General features: G+C 65.2%; 15 protein-coding genes. 5 read left to right on the top strand and 10 right to left on the bottom strand.

Annotated features, from left to right (window positions below):
• Positions 1 to 15 precede the first annotated feature (15 nt).
• On the top strand, positions 16 to 2,826 hold the full coding sequence (locus LOKVESSMR4R_RS09510) for an AMP-binding protein (RefSeq protein WP_087212946.1): 2,811 nt from the start codon (positions 16 to 18) through the stop codon (positions 2,824 to 2,826).
• Here the strand turns inward: LOKVESSMR4R_RS09510 and LOKVESSMR4R_RS09505 are convergent.
• Positions 2,799 to 3,563 carry an SDR family NAD(P)-dependent oxidoreductase gene (locus tag LOKVESSMR4R_RS09505; protein ID WP_087207858.1) on the bottom strand — a complete coding sequence of 255 codons (765 nt, stop codon included), beginning with the start codon at positions 3,561 to 3,563 and terminating at the stop codon, positions 2,799 to 2,801. The genes LOKVESSMR4R_RS09510 and LOKVESSMR4R_RS09505 overlap by 28 nt on opposite strands.
• A gap of 77 nt (positions 3,564 to 3,640) precedes the next feature.
• Positions 3,641 to 3,994, bottom strand: a complete 354-nt coding sequence (locus LOKVESSMR4R_RS09500) for a winged helix-turn-helix transcriptional regulator (protein WP_087207856.1) — start codon at positions 3,992 to 3,994, stop codon at positions 3,641 to 3,643.
• Positions 3,995 to 4,083: 89 nt separating this feature from the next.
• Here LOKVESSMR4R_RS09500 and LOKVESSMR4R_RS09495 point away from each other — a divergent pair, with 89 nt between their 5' ends.
• Entirely contained in the window at positions 4,084 to 4,929 is an 846-nt protein-coding gene (locus LOKVESSMR4R_RS09495) for an SDR family oxidoreductase (RefSeq protein WP_087207854.1), read from the top strand.
• Here LOKVESSMR4R_RS09495 and LOKVESSMR4R_RS09490 read toward each other — a convergent pair.
• From LOKVESSMR4R_RS09490 to LOKVESSMR4R_RS09465, 6 genes are all read right to left on the bottom strand, one after another.
• On the bottom strand, positions 4,926 to 5,528 hold the full coding sequence (locus LOKVESSMR4R_RS09490) for a methyltransferase domain-containing protein (RefSeq protein ID WP_087207852.1): 603 nt from the start codon (positions 5,526 to 5,528) through the stop codon (positions 4,926 to 4,928). The two genes, LOKVESSMR4R_RS09495 and LOKVESSMR4R_RS09490, sit on opposite strands and share 4 nt — an antisense overlap.
• 19 nt (positions 5,529 to 5,547) lie before the next feature.
• A complete protein-coding gene (locus tag LOKVESSMR4R_RS09485) occupies positions 5,548 to 7,200 on the bottom strand; it encodes an HWE histidine kinase domain-containing protein (protein WP_087207850.1) in 1,653 nt (550 codons plus the stop codon).
• A 108-nt stretch (positions 7,201 to 7,308) separates the two neighbouring features.
• Positions 7,309 to 7,782 (bottom strand): DoxX family protein, encoded by a 474-nt coding sequence (locus LOKVESSMR4R_RS09480; RefSeq protein WP_087207848.1) that lies wholly within the window; start codon positions 7,780 to 7,782, stop codon positions 7,309 to 7,311.
• Positions 7,779 to 8,525 (bottom strand): DNA-binding domain-containing protein, encoded by a 747-nt coding sequence (locus LOKVESSMR4R_RS09475; protein ID WP_237331948.1) that lies wholly within the window; start codon positions 8,523 to 8,525, stop codon positions 7,779 to 7,781. The genes LOKVESSMR4R_RS09480 and LOKVESSMR4R_RS09475 overlap by 4 nt, the downstream gene beginning before the upstream one ends.
• A complete protein-coding gene (locus LOKVESSMR4R_RS09470; protein WP_087207844.1) occupies positions 8,515 to 9,363 on the bottom strand; it encodes a DUF692 domain-containing protein in 849 nt (282 codons plus the stop codon). Before LOKVESSMR4R_RS09470 ends, LOKVESSMR4R_RS09475 begins: the two co-directional genes overlap by 11 nt.
• A gap of 69 nt (positions 9,364 to 9,432) precedes the next feature.
• Positions 9,433 to 9,744, bottom strand: a complete 312-nt coding sequence (locus tag LOKVESSMR4R_RS09465) for a DUF2282 domain-containing protein (RefSeq protein WP_087212941.1) — start codon at positions 9,742 to 9,744, stop codon at positions 9,433 to 9,435.
• A gap of 183 nt (positions 9,745 to 9,927) precedes the next feature.
• Between LOKVESSMR4R_RS09465 and LOKVESSMR4R_RS09460 the strand changes: the two genes are divergently transcribed.
• The 3 genes from LOKVESSMR4R_RS09460 (at position 9,928) to LOKVESSMR4R_RS09450 (ending at position 11,464) form a co-directional block, all read left to right on the top strand.
• A complete protein-coding gene (locus tag LOKVESSMR4R_RS09460; RefSeq protein WP_237331947.1) occupies positions 9,928 to 10,470 on the top strand; it encodes a sigma-70 family RNA polymerase sigma factor in 543 nt (180 codons plus the stop codon).
• Positions 10,467 to 11,099 carry an NrsF family protein gene (locus tag LOKVESSMR4R_RS09455; protein WP_087207843.1) on the top strand — a complete coding sequence of 211 codons (633 nt, stop codon included), beginning with the start codon at positions 10,467 to 10,469 and terminating at the stop codon, positions 11,097 to 11,099. Before LOKVESSMR4R_RS09460 ends, LOKVESSMR4R_RS09455 begins: the two co-directional genes overlap by 4 nt.
• Positions 11,100 to 11,185: 86 nt before the next feature.
• Complete coding sequence (locus tag LOKVESSMR4R_RS09450) at positions 11,186 to 11,464, top strand: SH3 domain-containing protein (RefSeq protein ID WP_087207841.1); 279 nt, start codon at positions 11,186 to 11,188, stop codon at positions 11,462 to 11,464.
• 21 nt (positions 11,465 to 11,485) lie between these two features.
• Here the strand turns inward: LOKVESSMR4R_RS09450 and LOKVESSMR4R_RS09445 are convergent, their stop codons facing one another.
• Complete coding sequence (locus LOKVESSMR4R_RS09445) at positions 11,486 to 12,601, bottom strand: hypothetical protein (protein WP_087207839.1); 1,116 nt, start codon at positions 12,599 to 12,601, stop codon at positions 11,486 to 11,488.
• 221 nt (positions 12,602 to 12,822) lie between these two features.
• Positions 12,823 to 13,959: an FUSC family protein gene (locus LOKVESSMR4R_RS09440; protein WP_157898182.1), complete on the bottom strand. Its 1,137-nt coding sequence runs from the start codon at positions 13,957 to 13,959 to the stop codon at positions 12,823 to 12,825.
• Positions 13,960 to 13,997 lie beyond the last annotated feature (38 nt).

Raw genomic sequence — 13,997 nt, 5'->3', positions numbered from 1 at the left:
AAAGAGGCGTTTTTGATGCATGAAAAGCCGATAACGACCGTGCCTGCGCAGCTTGCCCTTGCCTTGCAGACGCATGGCGCGCGCAAGGCGATCACCGATGCCGATCTATCGCTGACCTATGGCCAGCTGGCCGATTGCATCCAGCGGATTGGCGCGCATCTGCCTGACGGGCCGGTCGCGGTCTTTGGCAAACCCGGCACCCTGTTCGGGGCGGCGGTCACGGCCTGCGTCGTGCTGGGGCGGCCTTTCGTGCATCTGGACCCGGCCATGCCGCAAGAGGTGCTGGGCAACATCCTGTCGGAACTTGGCATCGATCTGGTGCTGCTGGCAGAGCCTGCCGGTCCAGCCCAGCTGCCCGCGCATATCCGAAACATTGATGTGGCGCAGGTCATCGCGGGCTTTGCCGATGCGCCGCCCGCGCCGATCCGCGCCGCCGATGTGGCGCCCGATGACATCATCTATCTGGTCGCGACCTCGGGCACGACGGGCAAGCCCAAATGCATCCCCGTCACGCAGGATGCGGCCTATCTGTCCTATCTGTGGCGCGACGCCTATACGCCTTATGGGCCGGACCAGATCGTCGGCATCTATATTTTCGCGATCTGGGAAATGTTCCGGCCTTTGCGCGATGGCGCGCAGCTTTGCATCCCGCGCTTTGCCGAATTGATGAACCCCGAGGCGCTGCTGGCCTTCCTGATCCGCCACCGCGTGACCGAGATGCTGTTCACCCCTTCGGCCTTTGACAAGATGCTGCAAGGCTGGACGGCCAAGGCGGCCGCCGGTCTGGCCCTGCGCCGCGTGATCCTGAACGGCGAGGTGGTCACTGACGCGCTGATCACGGCGGCGCAAGCCAAGCTTGCGGATGCAACATTATGGAATCTTTATTCAATCTGCGAAACGCATGATATCTGCATGACGCAGGTATCGGGCCAGTCCGACCCGCGCAACGCCGGTGCCGTGGGCAGGGCCATGCCCTATCTGCGCGCCGTGGTGCTGGATGATCACGACCAGCCTTGCCCGCCCGGCACCCCCGGCCTGCTGCATTTCGAAGGCGCGCGGATGCTGGGCCCCGGCTATGTCAACCGGCCCGAGGAAACCGCGCTGCGGTTTCGCGCAGTGACCATCGCGGGGCAGGCGACGCGGCTTTATGACACCGGCGACCAAGGCTATGTGACGGCGGATGGCATGATCCATGTCATGGGTCGCGTGGCGCATATGCTCAAACTGCGGGGTCATTCGATCCAGACGCGCGAGCTGACAGACTCCTTGCGCGGCTTTGTGGATTGCGCCTCGGCTTTGCCTTGGGTGCAGGATGTGCCGGGGCAGGGCAAGGCGCTGGTGTTCTATTATTGCGCTGATGCTGACCAATCTGCGGCGAACCGCGCGCGCTGGGGGATCGGCGCAGGGCAGGTGCGGATGCCTGCGGGGCTGTCGCAGGCTTTGCGCGCGGAATTGCCCGCCTATTGCGTGCCTGCCTATCTGGTGCGGCTGGAGGCGATGCCGCTGCATCCGGTGTCGGGCAAATATGATTACAAGGCCTTGCCGCCGATTACCGGCCTTGTGACGCAGGATGCGGGCGGGGCCGATCCACGGGCGAGCATGGCGCAGGCGGCCTTGGTGATGGGCTGCGAGACAGCGGCGCTTGACCCGGATCTGTCATTTCATGACCAGGGCGGCGATTCGCTGATGGCGGTGACCTTTCTGCTGGCGCTGGAACAGCATTACGGCCGCGCGGTCGATTTCGATTTCGCGCTGAACGTGCCTCTGGGCCGTTTGCATGCCCTTTTGTCCGACACGGCCCCCAAGATCCAGGCGCAGGGCCGGTTCGACCGCCCCGGTCTGTTGCTGACGGGGGCGACGGGGTTTCTGGGCAGCCGCGTGCTGGCGGCGGCGGCCCAGATCTTGCCGCAGGACGAGGTGATCTATTGCCTGATCCGCCCCAAACGCCGCGACCCGCTGGACCGGCTGCATGCTATCGCCGCTGCGCAGGGCGTCGATCCTGCGCGGCTGGTGCTGGTGCCTGCGGGCATTGACGCGCCGCGTTTTGGGCTGTGCGATGCCGATTACGCCGCCTTGGCCAACAGTACCCGGCAGGTGATCCATTGCGCGGCGATGGTCAATCTGGCGGTGGATCGCGACCATATGGAAAGCTGGTCAAAGGCGGGCATCGCCACAATCGTGCAATTCTGCCAGGAGGCCGGGGCCGATCTGCGGTTTTCATCCTCATCGGCGGTTTTCCCCGATCAGGGCGGCCGCTATCCCGAAGCGGCCACCACCATCTACCCGCAATGTTCCGGCTATGGCGCGGCCAAGATCGCCGCCGAGGCGCAGATCGCGGCATCAGGCGTGCCGGCGGCCATCGTGCGGCTGCCCTCGCTTTATGACCTGCATGCGCCGAACCCCAATGATATCTATGAAATCATCATGGCGGCCTGCGCGCGGATGCAAGCTGTGCCAGAGGGGCTGACGTTCCGGATGATCGATGTGGCTGCCGCCGCACAGTTTCTGGCAGGGCTGCGCGCGCCAGCGGGGCTGGCCTATTACAACCTGACCCCCGATATCTATACCAGCCCGCCGCAGGGCATGACGGCCTTGCCCGTCGCGGATTGGCTGCGTGATGCGCCCTTGTCCGAGGCCGAGCGCGCCTTGATCGCCAGTGATCTGTCAGTGCTGCACGCCCGCGCAACGCTGGATCATGGTGCCGCGCAGGCGATGTGGATGCAGATCAGCGGCCTGCCATGCCAAGCGCTGTCAGACCCTGCCGCGCTGATCCAGGCACGGCTGGGCGCGGCGGCGCGTCACCACAAAGACCCGGCATTGACCTGAATATCCTCCATCGTGATCGCGCGGCCCGCATCGCTGACCAGAAAGGCGATCAGATCGGCGATTTCATCTGGTTGGACCAGCGCGCCTTGGGGGTTAGAGGCCTCGTATTTGGCGCGCACGGCGGCGCGGTCTGCACCGGTATCGGCGATTTCCTGATCGATGAACTGGCGCAGCATTTCGGTCTCGACCCATGTCGGGCTGATGCTGACGCAGGTGACGCCATAGGCCGCGCCTTCCAGGCTGACGCAGCGGCCCAAGCCCAAGAGCCCCGCCTTTGACGCGCAATAGGCCGCGTTATTCGCCATGCCCTGATGGGCCGCGACCGAGGCAAGATTGACGATCCGCCCCCAGTGCCGCGCCTTCATGCCGGGCAGCACGGCGCGGATCATCTTGAACGTGCCGGTCAGATTGGTGTCGATCGTGGCATCCCACATGGCGTCAGGATGGTCGATCACCGGTGCTTCTTCATAGACGCCTGCGGTATTGATCAGGATATCGACCTTGCCATGCGCGGCCTCGACCGCCGCGACGAACGCCGCCACGCTGTCGGTGGACCGCACATCCAGCGCGCCTGTCATCACCGGCGCACCGATGGCCTTGTGCAGGGCCTTGATCGCGGCCTCATCCGCGCCGCGTCTTGCGCCGATACAGACTGTTACGCCCTGCGCATGCAGCCGGCGCGCGGTGGCCAGCCCCATGCCTGATAATCCGCCCGTGATGATGGCTGTTCTGGTCATGCTGTCCTGCCTGTTCTGTCGCTGCTTTGCTGCTTATGCGCTGATCAATGCCCAAGTTTCAACCGCAGCGCAGGTGCTCAGCTTTTGCGCTGGGCGATGATCTGCCCCAGATTGGTCTCGATCAGCTTGGCCAAGGCATGCACCTTTGCCGCCACCTCGCACCCCAGTGGCGTCAGGGTGTAATCGACATGCGGCGGCACCACCGGATGCGCCCTGCGCCGGACAAAGCCGTCATCTTCGAGCAGCCGCAAAGATTGCGCCAGCATCCGTTCGGACACGCCCCCGATCCGGCGGCGCAGCGCGCTGAACCGCAAAGTGCCGTCCTGCAAGGCGATCAGGATCAGCAGGCCCCAGCGGCTGGTCACATGGTTCAGCACCGCACGCGACGGGCAGCGGGCGTTCAAAACATCGGGGATCAGGTCTTCTGCCATGTTTTTGATACTTACAAAAATGTGTGTACTTCCTTTTCGTGCGTATCCCTTTATCTCTGCCCCGTCAACATCAACGAACGGAGCCTTTCATGACCATCGCCATCACCGGTGCCACCGGCCAATTGGGCGGCTTGGCGCTTGCCCATCTCAAAACGCTTGTCGATCCTGCCCAGATTACAGCCCTTGTCCGCGATCTGGGCAAAGCGACGGATCTTGGCTTTGCCGCGCGCGCCTTTGACTATACCGCACCGCAGGGGATGGGGGCTGCGTTGCAAGACGTCGATGTGCTGGTGCTGATTTCATCGAGCGATTTCAACGACCGCGTCGGCCAGCACCGCAATGTCATCAACGCGGCCAAGGCGGCGGGCGTGGGCCGGATCGTCTATACCTCGATCCTGCAGGCCGATCGCTCGCCGCTGCTGATCGCCTGCGATCACCGCGCGACCGAGGCTGCGATCAAGGACGCAGGCCTGACCGCCACGATCCTGCGCAATGGCTGGTATACCGAAAACTGGACCGGCACGCTGGATGCGGCGATCAGCGCGGGCGCCATGATCGGCGCTGCGGGCGAGGCCTGCTTTACCCCCGCCACCCGCGCCGATTATGCGCAGGCGCTGGCGGTGGTCGCGGCGGATGAGGCCCATGCCGGACAGGTCTATGAGCTGGGCGGTGATGCCGCGATCACGCTGGCCGATATCGCCGCCGAAGTGTCGCGCCAGACCGGCAAGACCATCCCCTATAACGATCTGCCCGGCGATGTGTATCAGGGCATTTTGCAAAGCATCGGCCTGCCTGCGGGTTTCGCGGCTTTGCTGGTCGATGTGGATCAAAAAGCCGGCGATGGCTGGCTGGCCGATCGCTCTGGCAGCCTGCGTCAGCTGATCGGCAGGCCGACCACCCCGCTGGCAGAGGCGGTGCGCGCCGCGCTGGCCTAGCCTGCGGGCCGGGTAAAGACCGCCATCTGGCTTGCGCCGCCCAGCGTGGGATGCGCACCGGCGATATCGTGAAAGGTGGCGGCATAGCCCGCCGCCTTGGCCGCACGCGCGCACCATGTGCGAAACCGGCGGCGGTCCCATTCGAAACGGTGGTCGGGGTGGCGCATCCGATGCGCTGGCACGCCCAATAGCGGATTGAATTCCGCATTGGGTGTCGTGATGATGATCGTCTGCGCGCGCAACACCGTGAACAGCGCGCGTTCCAGCCGCGACAATTGATCGGGGTCGATATGTTCGATCGTCTCTAGCAGCACCGCGCAATCATAACCTGCCAGATCGGCGGCGGGCTCGGTCATCGACCCGTGGCGCAGATCGATCTTGGCGGCGGTCACCTTCATCCGGGCCAATCGCGCGCGCAGCCGGTCAAGCGAGGCGTTGCAGATATCGATCCCGACCACGGCATTCAGCGCCGGCATCGCGGCCAGATGCACGAACAGATCGCCGTCGCCACAGCCCAGATCCAGCACGCGCCGCGCGCCGCTGGCGCTGATCGCGGCCAGCACGGCCTCTAGCCGGTCCTGATGCAGCCAGCTGGTCATCGGGGCGGCGGTTTGCGGGTCATGCGACAGGGATCGTCAGTTCCGCGCGCACGCCATCCGTGGCGAAATCGCGCGTGAAGATCCCGCCGAACAAAGACGCCGCGCGGTCGATGATCATCGAGCCTGATCCGCGCTCTGACGGGGGGGTGACGGCAGGGCCACCGGATTCCTGCCAGATCAGCTGGATCGCCTCGGGCTGCGCCTGCCATTGCACGCTGATCGTGCCCCCCGGCACCGAAAGGCTGCCGTATTTGACGGCATTGGTGACCAGCTCATGCAGGATCAACCCGACCCCCAGCGTCGCATTTGCCGATAATTCCACCGCCGGACCTGTCAGCACGACCCGCGTCTCGTCGTTTTCATAGGGCGCCAGCGAGGCCTGCACCAGATCATTGATCTGCGCATTGTCGCGCACCTGTGCATCGACCAGCACCAGATGGCTGCGCGCCAATGCTTCGAGCCGGGGCGGGAAATCGTGGCGCAGCCTGTCCAGCGTGTCGCTAGAGCGCAGCATCAGCCGGGTCAGCGCCAGGATCGTCGCAAAGGCGTTGCGGACCCGGTGGCTCAATTCCTGCATCACCACGTCTTTTTGCGCGATCGCCAGCGCCAGCGCCTGGGTCCGGTCGCGCACGTCATTTTCCAGCTGCGCCGCATAGATCGCACCGCGCTGGCGCGAGCGATAAAGCAGCCACAGAATGGCCATCCCCGCCAGACCCACCGCAAAGGCCAGCGCCGTGGCCCAGATCATCTGCACCATCCAGCGGTCCACCATCGCCGCGCGTGACACGCCCACGATGATGCGGCTGCCGTAAAGGGGGGCATCGCTCCAGAAAAACAGCCGTTCGGTGCCGTCGATGCCGGATTGTCCGGTCAGCGCCTCGGCCGGACCAGGGCCGCCGTCACCCGGCCAATTGCGCGGCCAATCACGGGCACCGGGGGGCATGCGCGCGTCAAGCTCTTGGGGGGGCAGGGCAGGGTCGCGGATCAAGGCCCGCCCATTGGGACCGATCCACCACAGCGCCGCATCAAACCCGATTTCGACATGCTGGAAGGTCTGGCTGATCGTCGCCGGATCAAGCGAGATCTGGATGAACCCCCGCATCGTCCCGTCAGGATGCGACAGGCGGCGGCTGGTGTTGATCAGCAAAGCCTCGGCCGGATATTGGCTATCGATCAGATTGCCGACGAACAGCCGTGTCGGATCATCGCGCACGGTGGTAAAATAGTCGCGGCTGGCGGCATTCAGGTCCGGCGTGGGGTATTCGCGCGTTGTCAGCACGGCATCGCCGCGCGCGTCGCCGACCCAGATCGACACGATGGTCTGGCTGCGGGTGATCATCTGCGCCAGCGCCTGTTGTGCGGCGCGGTCCGCGATGAATGGCCCCGCATCGCCCAGCACGCGCGCGGCGTGATCGCGCGTCACATCCGCCGTCAGCAGCAATTGGTCCGATTGCACCGCCAGCAGCCGGGCGACGGTGGTCGCATTGGATTGCACGGTCGATGTGATCCCGTCCCATTCCTTTTTGCCCATCATCACCACGACCAGCCCCAGAACGAGCCAGATCAGCAGCGCCGCCAGCGCCAGCAGCCGGATCTCGCCACGGAACCTGTCAGAGGGTCTGGCCGCGCTTCCATGCACTGCCTGATATCCGCCCCTTTGCTCGATCGCCATCCACCGCCACCCATCCTGAACGTGGTTAAGGTTTTACGATAGGCAACAACAACCTTTGGGTGTCAATCCCTTGGCGGCGCTGGCGCAAAAATGTCCCAGGCCTTGACCTTAGGACAGCGGCTTGGGCCGCGCGCGGCCATGATCCAGCCCCAGCAGGTGATCCAGCGACAGCCGCCCCGGCCCCTGCGCCAGCACCACCAGCAGCGCCGCCGCCCAGAGCCCATGCGTCACCCAGGCCGCCGGAAAGACGAAAATCTGGATCACCGCCGTCATCACCAGCAGCCCCAGCGCGCCAAGCCGCGCAAAAAGCCCAAACACCAGCAGCAGCGGCAGCAGATGTTCGGCCAATGTCGCCAGCTGGGCGGCGGTTGCGGGCGCGATCAGGGGCAGCGCATAGACCTGTTCGAACAAAAAATAGGTCGATTCCTTGATCGTGATTCCATCGACCTTGGTGCGCGCCGATTGCCAGAAAACAACAGCCGGAAACAGCCGTGCGGCCAAAGCCACGGCATCCTGGGGCAGATGATCGGCCAGCGCATTGATCTGCCCGATGCGGTCGCGCAGGGCTGTGATGAGGGTCATGAGGATACTCCTGTGGTGATTGCGGTGATCAGACCGTGGCGCAAAAGCAGGGTCAGCGCGGCCGTCGGGTCAGCATGGCGCGCGGCGGTGGCCAATGTCTCGCCGGCCGCCAAGGCGCGCAGGACAGCATTTGTGCCCGGGTCCAGCGCGGTGGTCAGGATGCTGAAATCCGGCGCGCGCGCGATCAGCGCATGGTCGGGTCCGGCGCGCAGCGCGCCGCGCGCCGCGCCGGGCTGATGGGCCTGCCAGATTTGCAGCGCAGGATGCGCCGATGTGAACAGCTGCACCGAAGGATGCAGCGCCAGCTGCAAGGTCTCGGGCGGGGTGACGGCCAGCGCCTCTGCGTCAAGCGGCAGCGCATCCGCGGCGTGATAGGCAAGGCCGCGCGCATATTCCAGCCGCGCCACATCGCCCAGAAACGGCAGATGCGCGACCGGGGCAAAGCCATCCAGAAAATCCGCAAAATCGCCCCCCCAAGCCAGCAAAACAGGACTTTGCGGCGGGTTCTGCGCGATATGGACCCGCGCCATCGCGGCAAAGAACGCGGGGCCGACCAAGTGTTCCACCACGATGAACCGCGCGGCCAGTGCGCGCGTCAGGCTGTGCTGCACATTGTTGCGGTAAACCGCGAAACGCTGCGCCAGGTCGTCCATCACCGGTGCGCGCAGCCCGGCAGGCGGGTCCGGCTGCCACAAGGCGGCCTCAAACGCCGCTTGCAGGGCGCCGTGGCTGTCAGGCTGCATTGGTCTGCTGCCTTTGCGCATCCTGCAAGATCGCCTGCGCGCGGTTGGCCTCGGCCAACAGGGTGGCGAAATCGGGCAGGTCATTGTCCCATTCGATCAGCGTGGGCAAAGGGCCGGTGCGGGCCAGCACCTGCGCATAAAGCGCCCAGACAGGCGCGGCCACGGGCGCGCCATGGCTGTCGATCAGCAGCGGACCGGATGGCAAATCTTCGCTATCATGCCCGGCCAGGTGGATTTCACCCACGGCAAAGAGTGGAAAATCGTCCAGATAGGCACGCGCATCAAAGCGGTGATTGGTGGCAGAGACAAAGACATTGTTGATATCAAGCAGCAGCCCACAGCCGGTGCGGCGCACCAATTCGGTCAGAAAATCGGTCTCGGACAGGGTCGAGCTGGCGAAGGTCACATAGGTGGCGGGGTTTTCCAGCAGCATCTGGCGGCCCAGGCTGTCCTGCACCTGATCCACATGGGCGCAGATCGTGGCCAGGCTTTGGGGCGTATAGGGCAGGGGCAAAAGATCGTTGAGCCAGGCCGCACCATGGCTGGACCAGGCCAGATGTTCCGAAAAGCTATGCGGTTGATAACGCGCGATCAAGGCGCGCAGCCGTGCAAGATGGGCGCGGTCCAGCCCCTGCGCGCTGCCGATCGACAGGCCGATCCCGTGTATGGACAGGGCATGGCGGTCACGCAAGGCGGCCAGCATCGCATGGGGCGCGCCGCCATCGCCCATGTAATTCTCGGCATGAACCTCGATGAAACCGATGGCGTCGGTGGCCATCATCTGCGCGAAATGCTGCGGTTTGAACCCCAATCCGGGCCTGCGGGGCAATGCGGGCATGACAAAATCCTTTCGATAACAGGGCGGGGCGATATCCCCGCCCCTGCGTTCAGATCAGGTGAGGGCAGATCATGCCGGGGGCAGATCGCGGTCCAGTTCCTGCAGCGCGCCCATGCGCGCGGATCCATCGGCCATGGCGGGCAAGGTGATCTCGGTGCAGGTGCCGGTGGCGACCAGCGTCCAGGCGTTGCCCTGGTAATCGACGGTGGATGTGCCCGCGCATGTGGTGCCAGGACCGGCGGCGCAATCATTGGCCCCGGCCAGCGAGATGCCAAAGCATTTTTCCATCGTGGCTTGTTGTGCGTTGACGGCTCCGGCGGACAGGGTCAGCGCCGAGGCCAGCGAAGCAGCAAGAGAAAGCGAAAGCGTTTTGGTCGTCATGAAGATCACTCCTGTTGATGGGCTGCGCCAATGCAGTCCCGCAAAGCAATTCGCGCCATTGCGGCCCTGTGTTACGCCGCTCACGTCCATGTGAACCGCTGAAAGCCCAGCCATTTGTTTCTGGGCAAGCGGCGGCGCATGGCTGTAACATTTGCCGCAGGCGGGACGAACAGGGATCATGACTTGGACAAAAACGCCCCTTGGGATGATCTGATGCGCGCCGCCAATGCCGGTGATACGGTGGCTTACCGCCATCTGTTGCAGGCGATCACGCCGGTTTTGCGCCGCGTTGTGCAGGCGCGGGGGGCGGGGCTTGGGCCAGAGACCTGCGAGGATGTGGTCCAGGATGTGCTGTTGGCCATCCATACCAAGCGGCATACATGGGTCGAAACCGCGCCGCTGCGCCCTTGGCTTTATGCCATCGCCCGGCACAAGGTGGTGGATGCTTTCCGCGCCCGTGGCCGCCGTGTCGAGGTTGCGATCGAGGATTTCGCGCAGGGGCTTGCCGCGCCGCAGGGGCCGGACCCGATGGCGGGGCGCGATATGGAAAAGCTGTTGGGCGCGCTAGAGCCGCGCGCGGCAGATATCCTGCGCGGCTTTGGCCTGCGCGGGGAAACCACGGCCGAGACGGCGGCGCGTCTGGGCATGAGCGAAGGCGCTGTGCGGGTGGCCTTGCACCGGGGGCTGCGGGCGCTGGCGCAATTGCGTGAAAGGATGATCGAATGAAGACCGACGCGCTGATCGCGGCACTTGCCGCCGATACTTTGCGCCAGCCCGGCATCGCGGCGCGGCTGGTGCGCGCGCTGCCCGTGGCGCTGGCGATCTGCCTGGTGGCTTTTGGTGCTTTGTGGGGGATGCGCGCGGATATCGGCACGGCGCTGGGGTCTGTGCCGGTGCTGAAAACGATCCTGCCGGCGGCGCTGGCGGGGCTGGCCTTTGGTGTGGTGATCCGCCTGGCCCGTCCGGGGATGACGGCGGGCTGGCGCTGGGCGCTGCTGGGGGTCTTTGCAGCATCGCTGCTGGCGGTCTTTGCCTTTCATCTGCACCGCCTGGGGCTGGCCGCGCTGCCCGAGGCGCTGGCGATCCCCAGCCTGTGGGTCTGCCTGATCAGCGTGCCGATGCTGGGCCTGCCATTGCTGGCGGCGCTTTTGTGGTCGCTGCGCGCCGGGGCGGTGCTGCGGCCGCAGCTGGCGGGCGCGCTGGCGGGGCTGGCCGCAGGCGGGGCTGCGGCGGCGCTCTATTCATTTTACTGCAATCAGGATGCCGTGCTTTTCGTGCTGCCCGCTTATGGGGCGGCGATTTTGTCGGTTGCGCTGCTGGGGGCCGTATCGGGCCGCTGGCTGCTGCGCTGGTAATCACGCGGGGCGCGCGTTTTGGGCTTCACCCGCGCCAAGGCGGATGCGATAACACCAGATAACCGCCACCAAGCAAAGGTCAGCTGATGCACCGGATATGCGTTCTTGCCGTTACCGCCCTGATATTGGTCGCCGGATGCAGCGGCGGCAATGTGGTTGTCGCGGGGGCCGGGCCTGATGATATGCTCAAACTGCGGGCAGGGCCGGGGCTGGGGTTCACGGTCATCATGGGCCTGCCCGATGGCACCGCCTTGACGCAGCAGGATTGCGTGACCGAATTGGGGCAGCGCTGGTGCCGGGTGACGCTGGCGGATGCGCCGGGGGTGACGGGCTATGTCTCGGCTGATTACCTCAGCCCGCGCTGACCGGGGCGGGCGCGCGGGGCGCTAGCCTTCGGCGCGGGTGAAATCCATCCCGTCCAGCAGCGCACAAGACCCGTCGTCATCTGCCAGCGCAAAGCCGTCTTGGCGGATCGACAGCGCGCAGCGCATCGGAAAAGCGGCAGAGCCGGTATCGCCCGCAACCCCGTCAAAGGTGATCTGGCCCGCGGACAGGGTATAGTCGCCGGTCACGGCGCGGCCAGTTCTGGTGTTGCGCATCGTAAAAGCCCCGTCTGGCGCAAAGCGGATGCGGATGTTGTCATGCGCATAGGCCGTGGCCAGCGCCAGACCAGAGACTTGCTGCGTACTGCTGATCCGCGCTTCGATAGTTTGCAGATCATCGCTGCGCCGGGCCAGCAGTGCTGCCAAATCGCGGGTCACGCCATGCAGCGCCTGCACCTGCGCGCGGGCGGCTTGTGCATCATCGACCAGCGCATCACGCTGCTGCGACAGCCGCGCGACCGCCGCCTGCAAGCGGGCGCGGGTGCTTTCAATCTCGGCCTGCGCGTCACGCGCGCTTTGCTGGCGCTGTTCCAGCGTGGCTTCGGCGTCGCGGGCGGCCTGGATGCGGTCCTCGGCATCTGCGGCCTGCGCGGTCAGGCTTGCGGCTTGCGCATTCAGTGCCGACAGGGTGGATCGCAAGGCGGCCTCTTGCGCGCGCGCGGTTTCAAGCCTTGCGCCGATATCGGATAATTCCTGCGTGGCCTCGGTCGCGCGGTCTTGGGTCTCGGACAGCGCGGCGGTGATCTCTGACAGGTTCTGGCGGCCTTCGTCCAAGGCGCTTTGCAGGCTAGCGTTGCTGCTGCGCAAGGCGGTGCTGTCTTGGTCCAGCGTGGTGAAATCGCGGCGCATCTGGTCCAGCTCGGTGCTGAGCGTGTCGCGCTCGCCAAAGGCGGTATCGCGCATCGTGCGGGCCTCTTGGGTTTGCGCGCGCAGGGTGGTGATCTGCTGTTCCAGCTCTTGGGTCGTGCCATGCAGGGTCACATGCTGGGCCAGCCTGTCGCGGGCCTCGCCGGCGGCAGACCAGAAATAAAGCGCGACCAACCATCCCGCCAGCGCCACAAGGGCGACCGCCGCCCCGATCCAGCGATAGCGTTTTTCATCCTGCGCGACCTGCGTCATATCATTCTCCTGTTATGGTCCGACACGGCCGCCAGCTGGCCGGGCGATATAGGTTGCAAACGCGCGCTGGGCGATATGGTTCCTGTCATATCAGGCGCAACCCGGCGGATATGGGCGGCCATCGCGCGCCCCGATCAATCCCCAAAAAGGCGGTCTGCTGGATCTGTGATCAGGATGAAAGGATGCCCCCGATCACAGATGCGCTGCGGCGGCTTTGCCGATCAGGTGACGCCGCGCGCGTCATCGGGCCTGTCATCGGGCACCGCCAAGATCTTGCTGATCTGGTCCAGCTGGCGTTCGGTTTCGTTCAATCCGAAAATCACGCTATGCAGCGCGCGCGCCTGTCCGGGCCAATCCGTCGCGGCCTCTTGGGCAAGATCGGTCGCCTGATCGCGCGCCCGTGCCACCACGCTGTGCAGATCATCGTGCGGCGGGGCGGTGTCGCGCGTGCCTTTGACCATGGCGATGATGCGATCAATCTGGCGTTTTGCGCTGTCCTGCACGGCATCGACAGCAGGGGCCAGCCGGTCCAATGCCGCAGCGCTGATATCGCCGCGTTCGGTGGTCACGGCCCGGTCGAGGATCACCAGCGCATGCCACAAGGTCTCGACGCCGCGCACCGCAGAGCGCAGATCGGCACCGGTTTTCAAGGCGGGCGAAAAGCGCGATTCCGCCACCCGCGACCGGGCGATATCCAGATGTTGCAGAAACCGGCGATGCAGCGCGTCGCGCCTGTCATGTTCGTCGGTGCTGACGCCGCGGTTGATCAGCGTCAGCATGTCCTGGCAATCGTGCAATGTGTCCAATATCCCGATCTCGGCACGGTCACGGCCGCGCATCGGCCAGATCAGGAAACTTGCCACCGCGCCAATGCAGCTGCCCGCGACAATGGCCCCGGTGCGCGACAGCGCCGCCGCCAGTTCGGGGTCCGGTTCCAGCGCGACGATGGCGGCGGTGACAGCGCCATATTGCAGGCTTGGCCAGATCGTGGCGACCATATTGGCCAGGATCACCGCGACCAGCAGCGCATAGATCGCGGGACCGCCGATCAAGACCGCAAGCGCCAGCCCGATTAGCGCCCCAAGACAGGCCCCAGCGGTGCGGTTGACCGCATAGGTATAGGATAGATCCGCGCTCATCCCGATGGTCAGCAGGGCCGAGATGATGGCCCATGACAGATCAAGCCCGCCCAGGCCTGCGACCAGCAGATAGGTCGCAAGGGTCGCCGCCCCGGTCTGCAAGGCGATGCGCAACAGCTCGCGCCGGGGCCGGGCAAGGCTGTTCAGAAATCCGCGCAGCCGGGTCTGCAGGCGGGTTTTGGGGCTGGTCTGGTCTTGGGCTGCCATGATGGCTTGCAACCGCAAGCCCCTGCCACAGGTTCCCGCCCAAGTTTGCG

Origin of the sequence: Yoonia vestfoldensis (assembly GCF_002158905.1) — a bacterium.
Lineage (GTDB): Bacteria > Pseudomonadota > Alphaproteobacteria > Rhodobacterales > Rhodobacteraceae > Yoonia > Yoonia vestfoldensis_B.
The sequence above is the reverse complement of the archived record's forward strand: the minus strand, read 5'-3'. Positions and strand labels throughout refer to the sequence as shown.

Excerpts from the sequence above, each read along its gene's own strand:
- LOKVESSMR4R_RS09510 (WP_087212946.1), top strand. The coding sequence starts at position 16 with ATGCATGAAAAGCCGATAACGACCGTGCCTGCGCAGCTTGCCCTTGCC.
- LOKVESSMR4R_RS09505 (WP_087207858.1), bottom strand. The coding sequence starts at position 3,563 with ATGACCAGAACAGCCATCATCACGGGCGGATTATCAGGCATGGGGCTG.
- LOKVESSMR4R_RS09500 (WP_087207856.1), bottom strand. The coding sequence starts at position 3,994 with ATGGCAGAAGACCTGATCCCCGATGTTTTGAACGCCCGCTGCCCGTCG.
- LOKVESSMR4R_RS09495 (WP_087207854.1), top strand. The coding sequence starts at position 4,084 with ATGACCATCGCCATCACCGGTGCCACCGGCCAATTGGGCGGCTTGGCG.
- LOKVESSMR4R_RS09490 (WP_087207852.1), bottom strand. The coding sequence starts at position 5,528 with ATGACCAGCTGGCTGCATCAGGACCGGCTAGAGGCCGTGCTGGCCGCG.
- LOKVESSMR4R_RS09485 (WP_087207850.1), bottom strand. The coding sequence starts at position 7,200 with ATGGCGATCGAGCAAAGGGGCGGATATCAGGCAGTGCATGGAAGCGCG.
- LOKVESSMR4R_RS09480 (WP_087207848.1), bottom strand. The coding sequence starts at position 7,782 with ATGACCCTCATCACAGCCCTGCGCGACCGCATCGGGCAGATCAATGCG.
- LOKVESSMR4R_RS09475 (WP_237331948.1), bottom strand. The coding sequence starts at position 8,525 with ATGCAGCCTGACAGCCACGGCGCCCTGCAAGCGGCGTTTGAGGCCGCC.
- LOKVESSMR4R_RS09470 (WP_087207844.1), bottom strand. The coding sequence starts at position 9,363 with ATGCCCGCATTGCCCCGCAGGCCCGGATTGGGGTTCAAACCGCAGCAT.
- LOKVESSMR4R_RS09465 (WP_087212941.1), bottom strand. The coding sequence starts at position 9,744 with ATGACGACCAAAACGCTTTCGCTTTCTCTTGCTGCTTCGCTGGCCTCG.
- LOKVESSMR4R_RS09455 (WP_087207843.1), top strand. The coding sequence starts at position 10,467 with ATGAAGACCGACGCGCTGATCGCGGCACTTGCCGCCGATACTTTGCGC.
- LOKVESSMR4R_RS09450 (WP_087207841.1), top strand. The coding sequence starts at position 11,186 with ATGCACCGGATATGCGTTCTTGCCGTTACCGCCCTGATATTGGTCGCC.
- LOKVESSMR4R_RS09445 (WP_087207839.1), bottom strand. The coding sequence starts at position 12,601 with ATGACGCAGGTCGCGCAGGATGAAAAACGCTATCGCTGGATCGGGGCG.